Origin of the sequence: Serratia sp. JSRIV006 (genome assembly GCF_019968685.1) — a bacterium.
Classification (GTDB): Bacteria; Pseudomonadota; Gammaproteobacteria; order Enterobacterales; family Enterobacteriaceae; genus Chania; species Chania fonticola_B.
The window spans coordinates 4,730,157-4,748,621 of record NZ_CP074137.1 but is presented as its reverse complement, the minus strand read 5'-3'; the positions used below and the strand labels follow the sequence as shown (position 1 = coordinate 4,748,621).

Below are 18,465 nucleotides of genomic sequence, written 5' to 3'. Positions count from 1 at the left end.
ATGACAATGAGAATGGTTGATATCATCGCCAAAAAGCGCGATGGAAAAGAGCTGACTACGCAAGAGATTGAGTTTTTTGTTAACGGCTACACCCGGGGAGATATTCCTGATTACCAGGCCAGTGCGCTGGCTATGGCGATCTTCTTCCAGGATATGAACGACCGTGAGCGTGCCGATCTGACCATGTCGATGGTGAACTCCGGTGACGTGATCGATCTTTCGGCGATCGAAGGCGTCAAGGTAGACAAACACTCCACCGGCGGCGTGGGTGATACCACTACGTTGGTGCTGGCACCGTTGGTAGCGGCGCTGGATATCCCGGTGGCGAAGATGTCGGGCCGTGGCCTGGGGCACACCGGTGGCACTATCGATAAGCTGGAAGCGGTGGCCGGTTTCCACGTGGAAATCTCCAGCCAACAGTTTATCGAGCTGGTGAACCGCGACAAGGTGGCGGTGATTGGCCAGACCGGTAACCTGACCCCTGCGGATAAGAAGCTGTATGCGCTGCGTGATGTGACCGGTACGGTGAACTCTATTCCGCTGATTGCCGGTTCGATCATGAGCAAAAAGATCGCTGCGGGTGCAGACGCCATCGTACTGGACGTGAAAACCGGTGCCGGTGCATTTATGAAAACCACCGAAGATGCCGTTGAGCTGGCCACGGCGATGGTGCGCATTGGTAATCACGTGGGCCGTAATACCATGGCGGTGATCTCCGATATGTCGCAGCCCTTGGGCTACGCCATCGGTAATGCGTTGGAAGTGAAGGAAGCCATCGATACGCTGCGTGGTGAAGGACCGGAAGATCTGACCGAGTTGGTCATGCAGTTGGGTAGCCAAATGGTAGTGCTGGCGAAAAAGGCCGACACGTTACCGGCTGCGCGCGCCATGCTGCAAGAGGTGATCGATAACGGCAAGGCGCTGGCCAAGTTCCGTGACTTCCTGGCCAACCAGGGCGGCGATGCTTCAATGGTGGATCATCCAGAGAAGCTGCCGCAGGCTAAATACCTGATTGAGGTACCGGCCAAGCAGGCGGGTGTGGTCGCCAACATTGTGGCCGACGAAATCGGTGTGGCAGCCATGTTGCTCGGTGCCGGTCGTGCCACCAAGGAAGATGACATCGATCTGGCCGTGGGCCTGATGATGCATAAAAAAGTCGGCGATCGGGTCGCCATCGGTGACTCACTGGTGACGATCCATGCCAACCGCCCGGATGTGGAGAACGTCATGGCGAAAATCTATGACAGCATCACCCTTGCCGATAAGGCGCAAGCGCCAAAACTGATCCATACCATTATTACAGAATAATACTATTAGCCGTGTGTCATCCTGGTTGCAGGGTGACACATTTTTTTTCATTATCTAGAAATAATTTGATCGAATTAAAATAATTCTGGGTGAGCAAATAGAAAACGGAATTTTTCTATGTATCAAAGTAATAAATTTAAAATAAAAAAACCACTGGCACTGTTTGCACTGATGTTCTCTTTACCCCTCTGCGCAGAGGAAATCAAGGTTAGCGATCGTCTCTTCTCACGTTTTATTAATGATAGCCACGCAGACCTTTCTTTCCGTAACGTGTTTAAAAACTTAAGCTCCGAGGATTATGGGGAGCGCTCCATTCAAACGGCCTGGGGGCAGGGGATCACTCTTGATTATCAGTCCGGTTATTTTGCGGATATGTTGGGAGTAGACGCTTCTTATTATGGCGTGATTAAACTGGCCGCCAGCGATGATTTCTGGGGCCGTAGCGTGTTGTATAACGACAATGGTCAGGCCAAAGGTTTCAACAAGATTGGGCAGCTCTATCTGAAAGGGCGTTTGGGTGATGATGATACCTATCTTCACCTTTATTCCGGTTGGCAGCAGATTAAAAAATGGGGCGCACTCAATAACTCCACACGTGCCATTCCAAGTACCTATCTGGGCTTGCGTGGCGAAGCGGCAACCGGGCCAGTGCGGGTACGCGGTGCCTACGTAACTCGCTATAGCGACAGGGACTCTCCGGATAAGATCCATTTCCTCACTGCGGATAAAAAGGAGATCAGCAGCATTGCGACCGGTGAATTGAGCTATAGCGATCACGGCTATAGTGCGCTCTATTTCCTGGGGGAAAGCCATAACTATATGCAACGCCACGGGGTAGAACTGGGTTGGCAACCGGCGTCCTGGGCGGAAAATCGCCTCAAGTTTGCCAGCCAGGTGTATTACAACCATGGTTTGCAAGACTGGACTCGCATGTCCACCCGTCACAAGACGTTCGATGATGATGCCTACCATTATGCGATGTACGCCGAATGGCGCGCCGAACGTTGGAAGCATAAGGTTGGGGCTTCATACACCCGGGCCTCACTCGACAATGGCAACGGGCTAGGGCGCTTTGAGTGGCATCTGGCCAAACACAGCCGCGGTACCTTTAACTCAATGGCCGACAGTTGGGGTAATGACTATGTGGGCGATAAGGAAAAGATGCTGGCCTGGACCTTCGGCTATGCCGTTACGCCAGAGGTTGAGCTGGGGATGGTCACCAACTATGGCTGGGGGATGAAGTACCGTGGCCATAGCATCGAGCGTGGTGAAACCCTGGTTTACTCCCGCTGGACGCCGTCACAGCCGGCATTGAAAAATCTGGCAGTGCAGCTGTCCGGTGGCCCATCCTGGAACTACCAGAGCCAGAGCAACCAGCCGAAGCTGACCTCGGATGGCAAGCCGATGCGCGCTCAGAACCACTCTATCGAACTGCAGGTGGATTACAAGTTCAACCTGTTCTAGTTTAAGCCTGCCTGGCCGTGTGGTTTTCCACACGGCATCAATAAATAATTATGCATTAATAGTAACTATTAACCGGCTTGAACCCTCGAAAAAAACGTGTAATCATTGCGCGAATTTCCCACTTCATCACAGAGGAGTACAGGCATGACGGCTTTAACCACCTCGGCGCAGCTGCGCTCCAGAAGTCTGATGACGCCCTCACTCCGTGTTTCCTTAACGCCATTTATGCGAACACCGCTGCCCCTTATGCGGTAAAGCTAGCCAATGCTCGCTGTTAGGCATGATTAAAAATAGAGCTGCGGCTCTGATTTTACTGATGTCTATCGGACGCTGCCGATCCCAGTCCCCGATAGTTGTCTGATGCCTACCCGCATCGGCCGGTCATGGTTGCGCCTTGGCTCATCACTTTGCCGGGATAACCAGGGTTATCTCATTATGTGCCCAGTGGCACACCCTCATCCTTAACCGTTTGAGACTCAGCATGATGAAAGAATTGAAGATAGCAACCAGCGCCAGCCTGGTAGCCAGCATTGAAACCCTGCGCGAAATTGTGCGTGTGGGGCAGACTGACTATACCGATGTGGCGGCGGCCGTGGTCTCTGTTAGCGATGTGGATGCCGGTATTCTGGCAACGCTTAAAGCGACCGGCTTTGAGATCCCGACGTTTGTTGCCGTTGAGGGGGATGAACAGCTTTCCCCGGATCACCTGCCGTTGATTACTGGGGTATTTGCCTTGGCTGCCGCGACCAAAGCGTTTTACATGGCGCAGTTGGAGGCCGCCGCCGATGCCTACGAGCAGGCGCTGTTACCGCCGTTCTTCAAAACGCTGAAAACCTACGTGGAGATGGATAACTCAACCTTTGCCTGCCCGGGCCATCAGGGCGGCGAGTTTTTCCGCAAGCACCCGGCAGGGCGCAAGTTTTTCGAGTTTTACGGTGAAACCATTTTCCGTTCGGACATGTGCAACGCCGATGTGAAGCTGGGCGATTTGCTGATCCACGAAGGCTCGGCCAAGGATGCGCAAAAACACGCGGCGAAAGTGTTCAACGCCGATAAAACCTACTTCGTGCTGAACGGCACTTCGGCCTCCAATAAAGTGGTGACCAACGCGCTGCTGACGCGTGGCGATCTGGTGCTGTTCGATCGCAATAACCATAAATCCAATCACCACGGCGCGTTGATCCAGGCCGGAGCGACTCCGGTGTATCTGGAAACCGCGCGTAACCCGTTTGGTTTTATCGGAGGCATCGATTCTAAATGCTTTGATGAGGCTTACCTGCGCGAGCAGATCCGCCATGTTGCCCCGGAAAAAGCCGCTGCGGCACGGCCTTTCCGCCTGGCGATCATTCAGCTCGGCACCTATGACGGCACCATTTACAACGCCCGTCAGGTGATCGATACCATCGGCCATCTGTGCGATTACATCCTGTTTGATTCGGCCTGGGTGGGGTATGAAGGTTTTATCCCGATGCTGAAGGAGTGCTCGCCGCTGCTGTTGGAACTGGATGAGCACGATCCGGGTATTTTCGTCACGCAATCGGTGCATAAGCAGCAGGCCGGGTTCTCGCAGACTTCGCAGATCCATAAGAAAGACGATCACATCAAAGGCCAGAAACGCCACTGCAACCATAAGCATCTCAACAATGCGTTTATGCTGCATGCTTCAACCAGCCCGTTTTATCCGCTGTTTGCCGCGCTGGACGTCAACGCCAAGATGCATGCCGGTGCCGCTGGCCGCCGCATGTGGATGGAGTGCGTCAAGCTGGGGATCGACACGCGTAAACAACTGCTGGCACGCTGTTCGCAGCTGCGGCCCTTTATTCCGCCGCAGGTGGCAGGCAAGGACTGGCAGGACTACGATACCGACCTGATCGCCAACGATGCACGCTTCTTCAACTTTGTACCGGGCGAGCAATGGCACGGTTTTGCAGGCTATGCTCAGGGGCAGTATCTGGTCGATCCCTGCAAGTTGCTGCTGACCACGCCGGGGATTGATGCGGCCACCGGTCAATACACCGAGTTCGGTATCCCGGCGACCATTCTGGCCAACTTCCTGCGTGAGAACGGCATCGTGCCAGAGAAGTGCGATCTCAACTCGATCCTGTTCCTGCTCACCCCGGCGGAGAACCCGGCGAAAATGGAGCATCTGGTGGATATGCTGGTGCAGTTCGAGCGTTACGTCGAGGCAGATGCGCCACTGAGTGAGGTCTTGCCGACGGTCTATCGCAAGAATCAGCAGCGTTATGCAGGCTACACCATTCGTCAGCTGTGCCAGGAGATGCACGATCTGTACGTCAGCTTCGACGTGAAGCAGTTACAAAAAGAGATGTTCCGTCAGGATCATTTCCCGCCGGTGATGATGAATCCGCAGGATGCCAACGTCGAGTTTATCCGCGACAACGTTGAGCTGGTGCCGATCGCTCAGGCTGCCGGGCGCATCGCGGCAGAGGGGGCCTTACCTTATCCACCGGGCGTGCTGTGCGTGGTGCCAGGCGAAGTGTGGGGCGGCGCGGTACAGCGTTACTTCCTGGCGCTGGAGGAGGGCATCAACCGCTTGCCAGGCTTCTCACCGGAGCTGCAGGGCGTGTATATCGAGAAGAAAGATCACGGCTGGAAACGGATTTTTGGCTATATGATCAAGCCGTAAAACCTCATCGTACTAGCCGCATTGTATGGGTGCGGCATGCTGCGCCCGTCTATCTTGCATGACAAAGGCGGATGTCACCACTACATTGAGTAGAGTGGTATGACAATGAGTCCAATAATGAAAGATCGAAAATACGCCGCCTGGGTCGCTAAAGAAAAAAGAAAGTCCACGTTTCACAGTTTTGACTGGTTTTTGCTGGTTAACGCCTTGTTCTCTTTCTACTTGTTCCTACAGCGTCTGGGGTCAGGGCTTTACGAGTCGTTAAGCCATTTGCTACGTTCAGCTCCGGCGATCACCGGCGTGATGCTGGTCGCCTTCGTCACCTATATGGTGTTGAGGGTGTTACGGCCATACGGTGAGAAAGCTCGCTGGTGGGGGCTGATAGTCAGTGTGACGGTTTTGTCGCTATGCTGGTGTGCTACCTTTCATCACCTGATCGTCATGGGCAATGTGACCATAGTCTACCCCTTGCTGATTGGCTTGGTGTTTGCCTCACTGATCCCCTTTTACCTCTCTCCCTTGCTGCTGTGCCTGTTTACGGTACCGATACTGGCGATGTCCATCAGCGAGAATATTTTCCTGCGCGGTGCAGCCTCACTGGCGAACGTGTTCTCTTATTTACTGATGCTGTTTTTGATCTACTCGGCCAAACGTATGTTGGAGAAATGGTTTATGTTGGCTATCGAGCGGGAAAGGGAGAACAAGCAGCTGATCGAGCGTCTGGGTAAACAGGCCAACCGCGATCCGCTGACTGGGCTGGCCAATCGGCGTTATTTCAGCAACTACTTTGACGAGGTGTTTTCTCGGGAGGTGGAGAGTCGGGAGCCTTTCGCCATCATCCTGCTGGACGTGGATTTGTTTAAAAAATATAACGACCATTATGGCCATCAAATGGGGGATGAGTGTCTGATCCGTCTGGCCGAGTGCTTTGAAAATAGCGTGCGTCGTTCACAGGATCTGGTGGCACGTTACGGTGGTGAGGAATTCATTATTCTACTGCCAAAATCCGATCGTGCCGAGGCGATAGCGGTGGCCGAAAGGATCAAGACCTTGGTTGCGGCGATCGCGATCCCTCACGAAGGTTCCGATGTTGGGCAATGGGTCACGGTGAGTCAGGGGATTGCATTATGGCGCGCCGGAGTGGGGCGTGAGCAATTGGTCGAGATAGCCGATAAGGCTCTGTATCAAACCAAGGCTAATGGGCGCAACGGCTATACGTTGGCTGAGTAGGAGGCAGGGGGAATGGCTTTCCCCCTGTCCTGCCTTTCTTATCAGCGATTACTTCCGCCGATAGTTTTTCTGTGCGTTATTCACTTTCACCAGATAACGGCGTGATTCACCCGCAGGATGCTTGGTGGTCAGAGTCTGATAAATATCACCAGGCTGCATGCTGTTGATGATGGTTACCGCTTTGGCCTTGTCACTATTGAACACCCGCAGCACGCTGCCAGCTCCTCCGTTGTATGCGGTGATCACCGCATAACGGCGTGAGGTCGGGTTCTGAATGCCGCCCAGGTAGTTATTCTGCAAGATGGCCAGATAGGCGGTACCGGTATCGATGTTGTTCTCCGGATCAAACAGGTAGCTGCGGCTTGGCGTGCCCCATTTACCTTTGCTCTGGAACACGTCTTTACCGGCGGTATGCTGCACCACCTGCATCAGGCCCAGCGCGTCGGAACCGCTTACCGCATACGGGTTAAAGCTGGATTCGGTCTGCATAATCGCCAGGATCAGCGACTCTTCGACGCCGTATTTCTCAGACGCTTGACGAACCATCGGCAGATATTTGTGTGCACGTTTATCCAGGTGGTTAGGCACCAGTTGCATAGTCACCGAGTAGATCACGTGCAGGCCTGAGGTACGCCTCTTTAGCTTGTTTTGCAGCAGGTAGTCGGCGAAGTGCGCCGCCCGCCATTCCCAGCGGATGGGTTGGCCCTTGTTATCCAGCACCTGGCCGTACAGGAACGGCTCTTTGCTGATCTGGATATCATTGGCGTCGGAATAGAGGTCGATCGAGCCCGGATCATCACCCATCAATAGGGTGCTGATCACCGCCTGGCGCAGATGAGCCGCCGGATCGGTGGTGGCGATGGTTTCGATAGTGATGGTGCCCGAATCAAAGTTGATGTGGCTACGGGTCTGATATTGGTCGGTATATTTGACGTAGTCTTTTGGCCCGGCGATCAGAACTTCGCTCAGCCCCCAGATGTTCTCGATATTGTGGGCAAATTGGCCCATCAAAATATCAAAGGCGTTGGTGTCTTTGACATAGGCTTCACTGACCACGTCGTTTTTTTTGCCGGAACAGGAGATCAGCAAAGGCGCTATCACTAGCAAAGCTAACATTTTCTTCATCTTGTTAAAGCCGTATACGCGAAGAATTAAACAGGGGGAAAGGGCCAGAGCTGGCCCGGAAAATCTTATTCGCTCGGTGGCGTATAGCCTTCGATGTGGACCTCATGCCCTTCGAACAGGAAGCGGATCATCTCTTGTTCCAGCAGTTTGCGGTCATCCACGTTCATCATGTTGAGCTTTTTCTCGTTGATCAGCATGGTCTGCTTCTTCATCCATTCTCCCCAGGCTTCCTTGGAGATTTCGTTGTAGATGCGCTTGCCGACTTCCCCTGGATAGAGCTGGAAGTCTTGCCCATCGGCGTCACGCTGCAGGAAGGTACAAAAAATGGTTCTGCTCATGCTAATTCCTCGTCAATGGCGCTGTTGCCAAATAAACCGGGTTGGGTCGGGGACTGTTTGGCCAACTGCTGTAGCAGGCGCTCAACCGGCGCGGCCAGCCCGACCGAAGGGGGCTGCGTTAAGTTATACCAGAGACCGGCACCCTCATCCATGGCGCTACCCGCTTTGTCGATGTTCAGCCACATAGGCACAATATCCAGATGGAAATGGCTGAAGGTGTGGCGGAAGGCGGTCATTTGCTCTAAACGGCTACCTTGCAGGCCGTGTTGTTGCAGCCAGAGTTCAAGATCGATCCGCGCGCTAAACTGTGGGAAGCAGAATAGCCCGCCCCACAGGCCAGTTCCTGGGCGCTGTTCCAGCCAGACGCCATCGCCCTGTTGCAGCATCAGGAAGTAGGCGGTTTTTTCCGGCAGGGTTTGCTTGGGCTTTTTGCCTGGGTAGTTGGCCCAGCTGCTGTTGCCGTTGGCGATGCAGCCGACATTGAGTGGGCATAGCTCACATTTTGGTTTGCTACGGGTGCAGACCATCGCTCCCAGATCCATCATCGCCTGATTGAACTGGCCAACCCCTTTTGCCGGTGTGACCTCTTCGCTGATTTCCCACAGGCGATTTTCCACCTCTTTCTTACCCGGCCAGCCAGCTATGGCATAGCAACGGGCCAGTACACGCTTGACGTTGCCGTCGAGGATCGGGTAGTGCTGCCCCTGGGACAGAGAGAGAATGGCACCGGCGGTTGAACGGCCTACACCAGGCAGCGCGACAATTTCTTCAAAGGTTGTCGGGAACTCACCGCCGTGCTGTGCGACAATGGTCTGCGCCGCTTTATGCAGGTTTCTGGCGCGGGCATAATAACCAAGCCCGGTCCACAGATGCAGGACTTCATCCTGCGGCGCTTCGGCCAGGGCACGCACGTTCGGAAAGCGTGCCATAAAGCGCTGAAAATAAGGAATAACGGTGGCAACCTGAGTTTGTTGCAGCATCACCTCAGAGAGCCATACTTGATAAGGCGTTTTATCGAGTTGCCACGGCAGCGTTTTGCGGCCATAGCGTTGGTACCAGTCAAGCACTACGTGCGAGAACTGTTGTGCTTGCATCATGAGCGAGTTCGCTATCCGGCAGATAAATAATGATGCGCGATTGCAGCATAGAGTGATGGTGCTGTAAACCGGAACTTTCCGCAGTAGCACATCCGGTATGATGATGAACGCTTGCTAAAGCAAGGTATCTTTGCATAATGCGCGTTCCCCTAATTGGCAGCCAAATAGACAGAAAGCACTATGATTAATGACGTCATCTCCCCAGAATTTGATGAGAACGGCCGCGCGATGCGCCGTATCCGCAGTTTTGTTCGCCGCCAGGGGCGGTTGACCAAAGGCCAGCAGCAGGCGCTGGACAACTATTGGCCGGTGATGGGCGTGGAATATCAGGCTGAACCTGTCGATATCGCCGCGCTGTTTGGCCGTGAAGCGCCAACCGTGCTGGAGATTGGTTTTGGCATGGGGGCATCCCTGGTCACCATGGCGGGCAACAACCCGCAGCAGAACTTCCTGGGGATCGAGGTTCACTCGCCGGGCGTGGGTGCCTGCCTGGCCGATGCCCATGAGGCGGAGTTGGCCAACCTGCGGGTGATGTGCCACGATGCGGTAGAAGTCTTGCAGAATATGATCCCGGACGCTTCACTGGATATGGTGCAGCTGTTCTTCCCGGATCCATGGCACAAGGCGCGCCACAACAAACGCCGCATCGTACAGACGCCGTTTGTTGAGCTGGTGCAGCGCAAATTAAAAGTCGGTGGCGTATTCCATATGGCCACCGACTGGCAACCCTATGCGGAACACATGCTGGAAGTCATGAGCAGCAGCGCAGGCTACCGTAATCTCTCCGAGAGTAATGATTACGTACCGCGCCCGGACTCGCGTCCGCTGACAAAATTTGAATTACGTGGCCAGCGTCTGGGACATGGCGTTTGGGATTTGATGTTTGAGAGGATGGAATAATGGCTAAGAACCGTAGTCGTCGTTTACGTAAAAAGTTGCATATCGAAGAGTTTCAGGAACTAGGCTTCTCTGTAGCCTGGCGTTTTGCTGAAGGGACCGCCGTTGAAGATATCGACAGCACCCTGGACGCGTTTATCGAGGAAGTGATCGAGCCGAACGGCCTGGCGTTTGACGGCAGTGGCTATCTGCAGTGGGAAGGTTTGATCTGCCTGCAGACGATTGGTCATTGCACCGACGAACACCGTGAGCTGATCAAAAACTGGCTGGAAGCACGCAAGCTGAACGATGTGAAAACCAGCGATCTGTTCGACATCTGGTGGGATTGATCCCGTCCGATTAGCATTGCCGAAGGTGCCTTAATGGCACCTTTGTTTTATCTGGTGTCCTTTCTGGAGTAGTGAGCGCGGTGGTAACAACATTAGATAACGCGTTGCTGGAAGAGATCCTGCAACAGGTTCGCCCGTTGATTGGGCAAGGCAAGGTTGCAGACTATATTCCTGCGTTGGCAGAAGTCGCCGCCGATCGGCTGGCGATCGCCGTCTGTACTGTTGACGGTGAGCTGTTTCAGGCCGGCGACGCGGCGGAGCGCTTTTCGATCCAGTCGATCTCCAAGGTATTGAGCCTGACGCTGGCGCTAACGCGTTATCAGGAAGGTGAAATCTGGCAGCGGGTGGGGAAAGAGCCCTCTGGCCTGCCGTTTAATTCGTTGCTGCAGTTGGAGATGGAACAGGGCAAACCGCGCAACCCGTTTATCAACCCAGGAGCGCTGGTGGTATGCGATATGCTGCAAACCCGGCTTAGTGCTCCCAAGCAGCGGATGTTGGAAGTGGTGCGCCAACTGGCAGGTGTTGATGACCTATCCTATGACATCCGCGTGGCGCGCTCCGAATTTGAGCATTCCGACCGCAATGCCGCCATCGCCTATCTGATGAAGTCGTTCGGTAACTTCGACAATGACGTACTGACCGTGCTGCAAACCTATTTTCACTACTGCGCGTTACGGATGAGCTGCGTTGAGTTGGCACGCAGCTTTGTCTACCTGGCTAACCAGGGCCGGACGCTTGATGGCGAAGAAGTGATCAGCCCGTTGCAGGCCCGGCAGATTAACGCCTTGATGATGACCAGCGGTATGTATGACGGCGCAGGTGAATTCGCCTATCGGGTTGGCATGCCGGGCAAGTCTGGCGTGGGCGGCGGTATCATCGCCATCGTCCCTGATGAACTGTCGATTGTCGTCTGGTCGCCGGAGCTGGATGCATCCGGTAACTCATTGGCGGGAACTGCGGCACTAGAACTGTTGTCTCAACGCATTAGCCGTTCGATTTTTTAACTCCATCGCACATGCGGTTGGAAGGGAGTCAGGAGAAACTATGTTAAAGAGAACCGGATTGGCCTTGCTGTTATTAACGGCTTCACAGGCGCATGCCGAGTATCAGTGCAGCGTCAGGCCACAGGACGACGTGATTATCAGCCCGCAGACCGTGCAGGTGGTAGGTGCCAGCGGTAACCTGCAAATTACCGCCGACGGCGATGTCACTCGTGATGGCAAAGCATTGAACCTGAACGATAACCAGCGCCAGAAGGCGTTCAGCTACCAGAGCGCATTGCGTAAAGATTTACCCTGGATCGATCAGGGTGCGCAGCAGCATCTGGAGAAGGCGCGGGTAGCGCTGGATAAAGTCATAGTTCAGCAGTTGGGCACAGACAGTAACGTACGCAACCGCCTGACCACGCTCAACGATCAGTTGAAGCAGCAGATGAACCGCATCATTGAACACCGCAGCGACGGCCTCACGTTCCACCACAAGGCGATCGCTCAGGTGGAGCAGGATGGCCGCAATATCGTGCAGCAGAGCATGGGCGGCGTATTGCAGGACAGCCTGAACGAAATGGGTGTCAAGCAGGTTGCCAACAGCAATGGCAACCCGTTGCAGGCGATCATGGGCAATCTGGGTGGGCTACAGCAGGCCATCAAGAACGAATGGAACAATCAGGAGCAGGACTTCCAGAACTTCGGTCGCGACGTGTGTAAGCGCGTAACGGCACTGGAAACCCAGCGTAAGGATCTGGTTAAGGCGTTGAACTAAGGTTTTACGTTAACAGGTTCCGTTGTTTTAAGAATTGCACTCTTAACTCGACGGAACCTTTTTTGTTGCCAGGGCAGTGTTGCTGAGTTTTTAGGGCTTGAACCGCATTGATGATCTCAATGGGCGCAGCTCACATGCTGCGCCCATACAGGTGAGCCTGCAATTCTACCTAAGTTATTCTTCCGGCAAGAACAGTTCCAACAGCGAATTAAGGAACAGTTTGCCATGCTCGGTGATCTGCCAATACTCTGGCGTCTCTAGCAGATAGCCTTTAGCCAGTGCTTCGTCCAATGGCGCGCGGATCACACTCTCATCCAGCCCGGTATATTGGGCGAACTCGGCGCGTGGCGCAGCTTCCAGCAGGCGGAAACGGTTCATAAAGAACTCGAATGGCCGATCGTGCGCCTCGACTTCATGCAGCTTGTCCCGATAGTCACCCCGCATAAAGCCGCGTGGATGCTTGGTTTTGGCGGTGCGCAGAATGCGGCCATCGGCAAAGGTCAGCTTGCCGTGTGCGCCACAACCAATCCCCAGATAGTCGCCAAAGCGCCAGTAGTTGAGGTTGTGCTGACACTGATAACCCGGTTTGGCGTAGGCCGAGGTTTCGTACTGCTGATATCCGGCGGCGCTCAACAGCTCATGACCTTGTTCAAAGATATTCCACAGCGCGTCATCGTCCGGCAATACCGGCGGGCGTGAGCTGAAGAGGGTATTTGGCTCGATGGTGAGTTGATACCACGACAGATGCGGCGGATTGAGGGCGATAGCCTGGCGTAGATCGTCCAGCGCTTCTTCCAGTGACTGATCCGGCAGGCCATGCATCAAATCCAGATTGAAACTGCGCAGGCCCAGGCCGGTTGCCAGATGCGCCGCGCGTTTGGCCTCATCCGGGCCATGAATGCGCCCCAGACGGGTTAGCTTCTCGGCGCTGAAGCTTTGTACGCCAATCGAGATGCGGTTCACCCCGGCGCGCTGGTAGCCACTGAAGCGATCGGCCTCCACGGTGCCTGGGTTGGCTTCCATGGTGATCTCGGCGTCATCCGCGACATGAATGCGCGCCCGCACGCCATCCAGCAGTGCCTGCATGGCTTCGGCACTCAATAGGCTCGGCGTACCGCCACCGATAAAGATAGTGCTGATTGCACGACCGCTGGCGAGCGGCAAATCAGCATCCAGATCCGCCAGTAGATGATCGACATATTCCTGGTGCGGCACTTCGCCTTTCAAGGCATGCGAGTTGAAATCACAGTATGGGCACTTTTGTACGCACCAGGGAATATGGATGTACAGGCTGAGCGGTGGCAGTTGTACGCTGTTAGCTGGCATTACGCATCGCTTCCAACATCAACTTCAACGCCTTGCCACGGTGGGAAATGGCAATTTTCTCTTCCCGCGTCAGCTCTGCTGCGGTGCAGCCCAACTCTGGCACATAGAAGATCGGATCGTAACCGAAGCCGCCAACGCCGGCCGCTTCAAAAGTGATTTCACCGTTCCAGCAACCGTGGAATACCAGCGGAGTTGGATCTTCTGCATGGCGCATATACACCAGCACGCAATGGAATTGAGCACCGCGCTTGCCCGCAGGCACGTCTTTCAGCGTCACCAGCAGCTTGTCCAGATTCTGCTGGTCGCTGGCCTCTAAACCGGCGTAGCGGGCAGAATAAATACCCGGAGCGCCGCCCAAGGCATCGACTGCCAGGCCTGAGTCGTCGGCAATCGCTGGCAGACCGGTGATCTGCGCGGCATGGCGGGCCTTGAGAATGGCGTTTTCAATAAACGTCAGGCCGGTTTCTTCGGCGGAATCTACGCCAAGCTCGGTTTGCGCTACCACGTCAAAGCCGAAATCGGCCAGCAGTTCGGCGAGTTCACGCACTTTGCCGGGGTTGCCGGTGGCAAGAACGATTTTTTGCATAATAGATACCTTGAAATTATTCGATGAGCGCCGCGATGGCCTCAGGGATCTGTTGCGGGTTGAGGATGCGCAATTGCTTGTGCCGCCCCAGCTCGCCTTTCTCGATGATCACGTTGCTTTTCGCCACCTTGAACTGCTTGGCGATAAACTTGATGAGATGGGCATTGGCCTGGCCATCAACCGGCGGTGCGGTGATGGCGACTTTTATCTCGTCGCCATGCAGGCCAATAATCTGATCGCGGCTGGCTTTGGGCTGAATATATAGCCTGACTACCAGCCCGTCCAGCAGCGGGGTAACTGCACTCACAGCAGGAACCAGAGCTCGCCGAACAGATCCATCCCCAGGTAGTTGATCAGATACAGGATCAGGATCACCACCATCGCGGAGAAATCAATGCCGCCCATTGCCGGGATCACGCGGCGGATAGGGGCCATCAATGGCTCGGTAAGCTGGAACATTACATAATCAATCGGGCTGCGGCCCTGGCTGATCCAACTCATCAAGGCGCGAATGATCATCACCCAGAAGATCAGGTAGCCGACGGATTTGATCAGAGAAATCAGACCAAACAGCAAATTGTACAGGCTGAGTGACAGGGTACCGCTCTGGATCAGCAGCAGTAGCGGATATTTAATGGTCATCAGCAGGAACGCCAACAGCAATGACGCGCTATCTACCGGCCCCATCGAAGGAACGATGCGGCGCAGTGGGCCGACGATCGGCTGGGTGATTTTCACCACAAACTGCGAAAACGGGTTATAAAAGTCAGTGCGCGTCAGTTGCATCCAGATGCGCAACAGCAGCACCATCACGTAAATATCAACGACGGTTTTGACCAGAAAAGTCAGCGTTAGCATGTAAGTTACCCTTCTCCTTAACTTCTGGGTTATCCCCTTGGTTTTCAGACCACCGTGGCGGCCTGAAACTCATCGGGCATAGTTAAAATGATTTTTCCATTTCCTGCGCACGGGAAACGGCGGCCTGCATGGCTTTGGCAACGGTCTCTGGCAACTGATGTTCGTTGAACACCCGTATTGCCTCGGCGGTGGTGCCCCCTTTGGAGGTCACCTGCTCACGCAGCGTAGCCAGTGAAATTTCCGGGTTGGCGGCGGCCAATGCCGCAGCACCGATAGCGGCCTGCTGCACCAGATCGCGAGCGGCCTGGCTGCTGAATCCCATACGTTCGGCTTCCTGCTGCATGGCATCCATAAACAGGAAGAAATAGGCTGGTGCGCTGCCTGCGGCGGCGATCACGCCATTGATGCCGTTTTCGTCATCGACCCAGCAGACTTTACCCACCGAGCTCATCAGATCGCTGGTGTAATCACGATCCTGTTGGCTAACCTGCTCGGGAGCATACAGCCCGCTCATTCCTTTACCGACCAGTGAAGGGGTATTGGGCATGATGCGCACGATATTCAAGCCTTCGCCGAGCATTTGATAGAAACGGCTCACCAGAATACCGGCGGCGATCGACAGCACCAGTTTACCGGAGAAATCGACCTGTTCCTGTAAAGGTAAGCAAACCTGCGCCATCATTTGCGGTTTCACCGCCAGGACCACGACGTCGGCCTGTTGTGCACAGGTGATGTTGTCTGCGCTGCTGTGGATGCCATATTCGGCGGCCAGGGCGTCACGGTTTTTTGCTGACGGCGCACAAACGCTGATGGCGGCTGCCGGATAGCCACCGGCGACCAGGCCAGCAATGATAGCGCGAGCCATATTACCGGCACCAATAAAGGTAATTTTGCGATGTTGCATCCAATCCTCGTTATACGGTGGTGTGCGAGTAGTCGCGGGCACCAAAAATGGCGGTGCCGATACGAACCATCGTGCTGCCAGCGGCGATCGCTGCCTGCATATCATCTGTCATGCCCATCGACAACGTATCCACCTGCGGATAGCGCTGCTTGAGCTCCTGGAAAGCGTCGTTCATCTGGCCGAATGTCGCCAACTGGCGCTGATAGTCGTGTTCCGGGGCCGGGATGGCCATCAGCCCACGCAAGCACAGGTTAGGCAATGCGGCGACCGCCTCGGCCAGCGCTGGCAGCTCACTCAATACAATGCCAGATTTACTCTGCTCGTCACTGATATTTATCTGGATCAACACGTTTAACGGCGGCATTTCTGCGGGGCGCTGATCGCTCAGGCGCAGGGCAATACGCAAGCGGTCAACGGTGTGGCACCAGGCAAAGTGCTCTGCCACCAGCCTGCTTTTATTGGATTGCAGCGGGCCGATAAAGTGCCATTCCAATCCTGCCCCTTCCGGCAACTGGGCAAAATACTGGATCTTGTCTACCCCTTCCTGCACGTAATTCTCGCCAAACGCGTGCTGGCCTGCGGCGATGGCTTGTGCGATCGCCTCCGCAGGTTTGGTTTTGCTGACTGCAAGCAATGTCACTTCTTCTGGAATGCGTGCGCAGTCTTGAGCGGCCGCTGCAATACGGCTCCTGACATCCTGCAGATTCTGTTGGATAGTGCTCATGATTAACCCGGGAGATTGATATGGATATCGATGAATTTGTGGCTCTTAGTGTAAAGCATAATGCCTCCGATCTGCACCTTTGTACCGGCCATCTGCCAATGTTACGTATCGATGGCGAGCTCCAGGCCGTGGAACGTGGGGAAATCCTCACCCAACAGCAGATGTCGGCATGGTGCCAAACGCAGTTATCGCAAACGATGTGGCAGCAACTCCAGCAGGTGGGGCAGCTCGATCTGGCGCTAGCTCTGGCTGATGGTACCCGGCTACGTGCCAATTTCTTTTTGCAAAATGCCGGGGTCTCCGTGGCGTTACGCCGGATCGCCAGCCAGTGCCCAACGTTGGCCGAACTGACTACTCCGGAAATTATTCCGGCGCTGCTGCAACGCGAAGATGGCTTGATACTTGTCACCGGTGCTACCGGCAGCGGCAAGTCGACCACCTTGGCGGCGATGATCGACTTTATTAATCGGCATCAGCGCCGCCATATCCTCACGCTGGAAGATCCGATCGAGTTTATCCATCGTAGCCAGCGTTCCCTAATCCAGCAGCGCGAGTTAGGGCGGGATACCCACAGTTTTGACGATGCTCTGCGGGCCGCACTGCGTGAAGATCCAGACGTGATCCTGCTGGGGGAGCTGCGTGATACCACCACCGTTCGGCTGGCGTTGACCGCGGCAGAAACTGGCCATCTAGTTCTAGCTACTTTGCATACCCGCAGCGCACCACAGGCGGTGGAAAGGCTGGTGGATGTCTTCCCGGCGGAAGAGAAAACCTATGTTCGGGCCCAGTTGGCCAGTAGCCTGCAGGCGGTGATCGCGCAAAAGCTGCTGAGCAAGCCCGGGGGAGGGCGTGTTGCCATTTACGAGATCCTCACGGCCACGGCAGCGGTGAGCAGCATGATCCGCGAAGGTAAAACCCATCAGTTGGTCAGCGTATTGCAAACCGGTGCGCAGTCAGGCATGCAAACTTTTGAACAGGGTTTGCAACAGCGTGTTGCGCAGGGAATATTATAATGCCACAATCGATTAGCTATTTCCCCCTTATACCTTATATTTAATTGCAATCAATAGCACAGAGGTTGCGTGCAAGAGCGAAGTATATTGGTAACTCAAGAGCGAATTGTGTTGCAGTATAAGCAACTCTCTATGGGTTTTTATTTTTAGGACTAGTATTAGGATAAGGATATTCTTATGGGTTCCTGGTTGATTGTTGACGATCATCCCGCAATTTGTTTCGCTGTGAAAGCAATTTTATCTTCATTAGGTAATAACTCGATCCAGACCGCAACTAACGGTCTGGATGCCATGGCGCGAATAAGGGAAAATACGCCGCAGCTGGTGATACTTGATATCATGCTGAACAAAATGGATGGGCTGCAGATCCTACAGCATATTCGCCAGGTGGACAGCGCTATTAAAGTGGTGGTCTATACTAGCCTGCCCACGGGGAGCTATGCAGAAAGAGCGTTGCGTGCCGGGGCTAGCGGGTTTTTCAACAAGGATCAGGATATCAGTCAATTGGCACCATTGTGCCAACTGGTGCTGCAAGGCTATGCCTGTTTTCCACAGATTACTCTGATGCCTTTGCTAAATTCACCGCAAAAAAGTGAGAATGATCTTACTCGCCTTTCCGATCGTGAATTGACCGTGTTGCGGTATTTGTCAGAGGGTCTTAGCAATAAGGAAATAGCCGATCGTCTGATTTTGAGCAATAAAACCATCAGCACTTATAAGACACGTCTGATGGAAAAACTAAAAGTTAGCAGTACAGAAGATTTGGTGGCTTTTTTTCATCATCAGAGCGAACGACCTGACGATGAATAAATTGCTCTTGATACTTTTGTTTTTTTGCTGTGGTGTTTCCGCTGGGGA

The 18,465-nt window shown here is 54.3% G+C and carries 19 protein-coding genes; 10 read left to right on the top strand and 9 right to left on the bottom strand.

Going from position 1 to position 18,465, the window contains the following annotated elements:
• Positions 1-6: 6 nt before the first annotated feature.
• From KGP16_RS21955 to KGP16_RS21940, 4 genes are all read left to right on the top strand, one after another.
• Complete coding sequence (locus tag KGP16_RS21955) at positions 7-1,308, top strand: pyrimidine-nucleoside phosphorylase (protein WP_037375733.1); 1,302 nt, start codon at positions 7-9, stop codon at positions 1,306-1,308.
• A gap of 117 nt (positions 1,309-1,425) precedes the next feature.
• The gene (locus KGP16_RS21950) at positions 1,426-2,772 is read left to right on the top strand and encodes an OprD family outer membrane porin (protein WP_223500338.1); all 1,347 of its coding nucleotides are present in this window, start codon (positions 1,426-1,428) and stop codon (positions 2,770-2,772) included.
• A 484-nt stretch (positions 2,773-3,256) separates the two neighbouring features.
• Complete coding sequence (speF, locus tag KGP16_RS21945) at positions 3,257-5,419, top strand: ornithine decarboxylase SpeF (protein ID WP_059202092.1); 2,163 nt, start codon at positions 3,257-3,259, stop codon at positions 5,417-5,419.
• Positions 5,420-5,536: 117 nt separating this feature from the next.
• Positions 5,537-6,649, top strand: coding sequence for a GGDEF domain-containing protein (locus tag KGP16_RS21940; protein WP_021806302.1), 1,113 nt, complete (start codon positions 5,537-5,539; stop codon positions 6,647-6,649).
• A gap of 48 nt (positions 6,650-6,697) precedes the next feature.
• Here KGP16_RS21940 and mltC read toward each other — a convergent pair whose 3' ends face one another.
• The 3 genes from mltC to mutY all read right to left on the bottom strand — a co-directional run bounded on the left by mltC (position 6,698) and on the right by mutY (position 9,209).
• Positions 6,698-7,774, bottom strand: a complete 1,077-nt coding sequence (mltC, locus tag KGP16_RS21935) for a membrane-bound lytic murein transglycosylase MltC (RefSeq protein WP_021806301.1) — start codon at positions 7,772-7,774, stop codon at positions 6,698-6,700.
• 65 nt (positions 7,775-7,839) lie between these two features.
• Positions 7,840-8,112, bottom strand: a complete 273-nt coding sequence (locus tag KGP16_RS21930; protein WP_021179657.1) for an oxidative damage protection protein — start codon at positions 8,110-8,112, stop codon at positions 7,840-7,842.
• Positions 8,109-9,209: an A/G-specific adenine glycosylase gene (gene mutY, locus KGP16_RS21925; protein WP_021806300.1), complete on the bottom strand. Its 1,101-nt coding sequence runs from the start codon at positions 9,207-9,209 to the stop codon at positions 8,109-8,111. Before mutY ends, KGP16_RS21930 begins: the two co-directional genes overlap by 4 nt.
• A gap of 180 nt (positions 9,210-9,389) precedes the next feature.
• Between mutY and trmB the strand changes: the two genes are divergently transcribed.
• The 4 genes from trmB (at position 9,390) to KGP16_RS21905 (ending at position 12,196) form a co-directional block, all read left to right on the top strand.
• On the top strand, positions 9,390-10,109 hold the full coding sequence (gene trmB / locus KGP16_RS21920) for a tRNA (guanosine(46)-N7)-methyltransferase TrmB (protein WP_021806299.1): 720 nt from the start codon (positions 9,390-9,392) through the stop codon (positions 10,107-10,109).
• Positions 10,109-10,435 carry a YggL family protein gene (locus KGP16_RS21915; protein ID WP_021806298.1) on the top strand — a complete coding sequence of 109 codons (327 nt, stop codon included), beginning with the start codon at positions 10,109-10,111 and terminating at the stop codon, positions 10,433-10,435. The genes trmB and KGP16_RS21915 overlap by 1 nt, the downstream gene beginning before the upstream one ends.
• A gap of 80 nt (positions 10,436-10,515) precedes the next feature.
• Positions 10,516-11,439: a glutaminase B gene (glsB, locus tag KGP16_RS21910; protein ID WP_094981501.1), complete on the top strand. Its 924-nt coding sequence runs from the start codon at positions 10,516-10,518 to the stop codon at positions 11,437-11,439.
• 40 nt (positions 11,440-11,479) lie between these two features.
• On the top strand, positions 11,480-12,196 hold the full coding sequence (locus KGP16_RS21905; RefSeq protein WP_059201775.1) for a DUF2884 domain-containing protein: 717 nt from the start codon (positions 11,480-11,482) through the stop codon (positions 12,194-12,196).
• Positions 12,197-12,370: 174 nt separating this feature from the next.
• On the opposite strand, the gene hemW is transcribed toward KGP16_RS21905, so the two are convergent.
• The 6 genes from hemW to KGP16_RS21875 form a co-directional block, all read right to left on the bottom strand.
• On the bottom strand, positions 12,371-13,522 hold the full coding sequence (gene hemW / locus KGP16_RS21900; RefSeq protein ID WP_021806295.1) for a radical SAM family heme chaperone HemW: 1,152 nt from the start codon (positions 13,520-13,522) through the stop codon (positions 12,371-12,373).
• Positions 13,512-14,108, bottom strand: coding sequence for an RdgB/HAM1 family non-canonical purine NTP pyrophosphatase (gene rdgB / locus KGP16_RS21895; RefSeq protein ID WP_021806294.1), 597 nt, complete (start codon positions 14,106-14,108; stop codon positions 13,512-13,514). Before rdgB ends, hemW begins: the two co-directional genes overlap by 11 nt.
• Before the next feature lie 16 nt (positions 14,109-14,124).
• Entirely contained in the window at positions 14,125-14,415 is a 291-nt protein-coding gene (gene yggU / locus KGP16_RS21890; RefSeq protein WP_021179665.1) for a DUF167 family protein YggU, read from the bottom strand.
• Positions 14,412-14,966 carry a YggT family protein gene (locus KGP16_RS21885; protein ID WP_021179666.1) on the bottom strand — a complete coding sequence of 185 codons (555 nt, stop codon included), beginning with the start codon at positions 14,964-14,966 and terminating at the stop codon, positions 14,412-14,414. The genes yggU and KGP16_RS21885 overlap by 4 nt, the downstream gene beginning before the upstream one ends.
• An 82-nt stretch (positions 14,967-15,048) precedes the next feature.
• Positions 15,049-15,870: a pyrroline-5-carboxylate reductase gene (gene proC / locus KGP16_RS21880; protein ID WP_021806293.1), complete on the bottom strand. Its 822-nt coding sequence runs from the start codon at positions 15,868-15,870 to the stop codon at positions 15,049-15,051.
• A gap of 10 nt (positions 15,871-15,880) precedes the next feature.
• A complete protein-coding gene (locus KGP16_RS21875; RefSeq protein ID WP_059201772.1) occupies positions 15,881-16,594 on the bottom strand; it encodes a YggS family pyridoxal phosphate-dependent enzyme in 714 nt (237 codons plus the stop codon).
• A gap of 20 nt (positions 16,595-16,614) precedes the next feature.
• Between KGP16_RS21875 and KGP16_RS21870 the strand changes: the two genes are divergently transcribed.
• The gene (locus tag KGP16_RS21870; RefSeq protein ID WP_223500337.1) at positions 16,615-17,607 is read left to right on the top strand and encodes a type IV pilus twitching motility protein PilT; all 993 of its coding nucleotides are present in this window, start codon (positions 16,615-16,617) and stop codon (positions 17,605-17,607) included.
• Between the two features lie 177 nt (positions 17,608-17,784).
• A complete protein-coding gene (locus KGP16_RS21865) occupies positions 17,785-18,417 on the top strand; it encodes a response regulator transcription factor (RefSeq protein WP_021806290.1) in 633 nt (210 codons plus the stop codon).
• Positions 18,418-18,465: the final 48 nt, after the last annotated feature.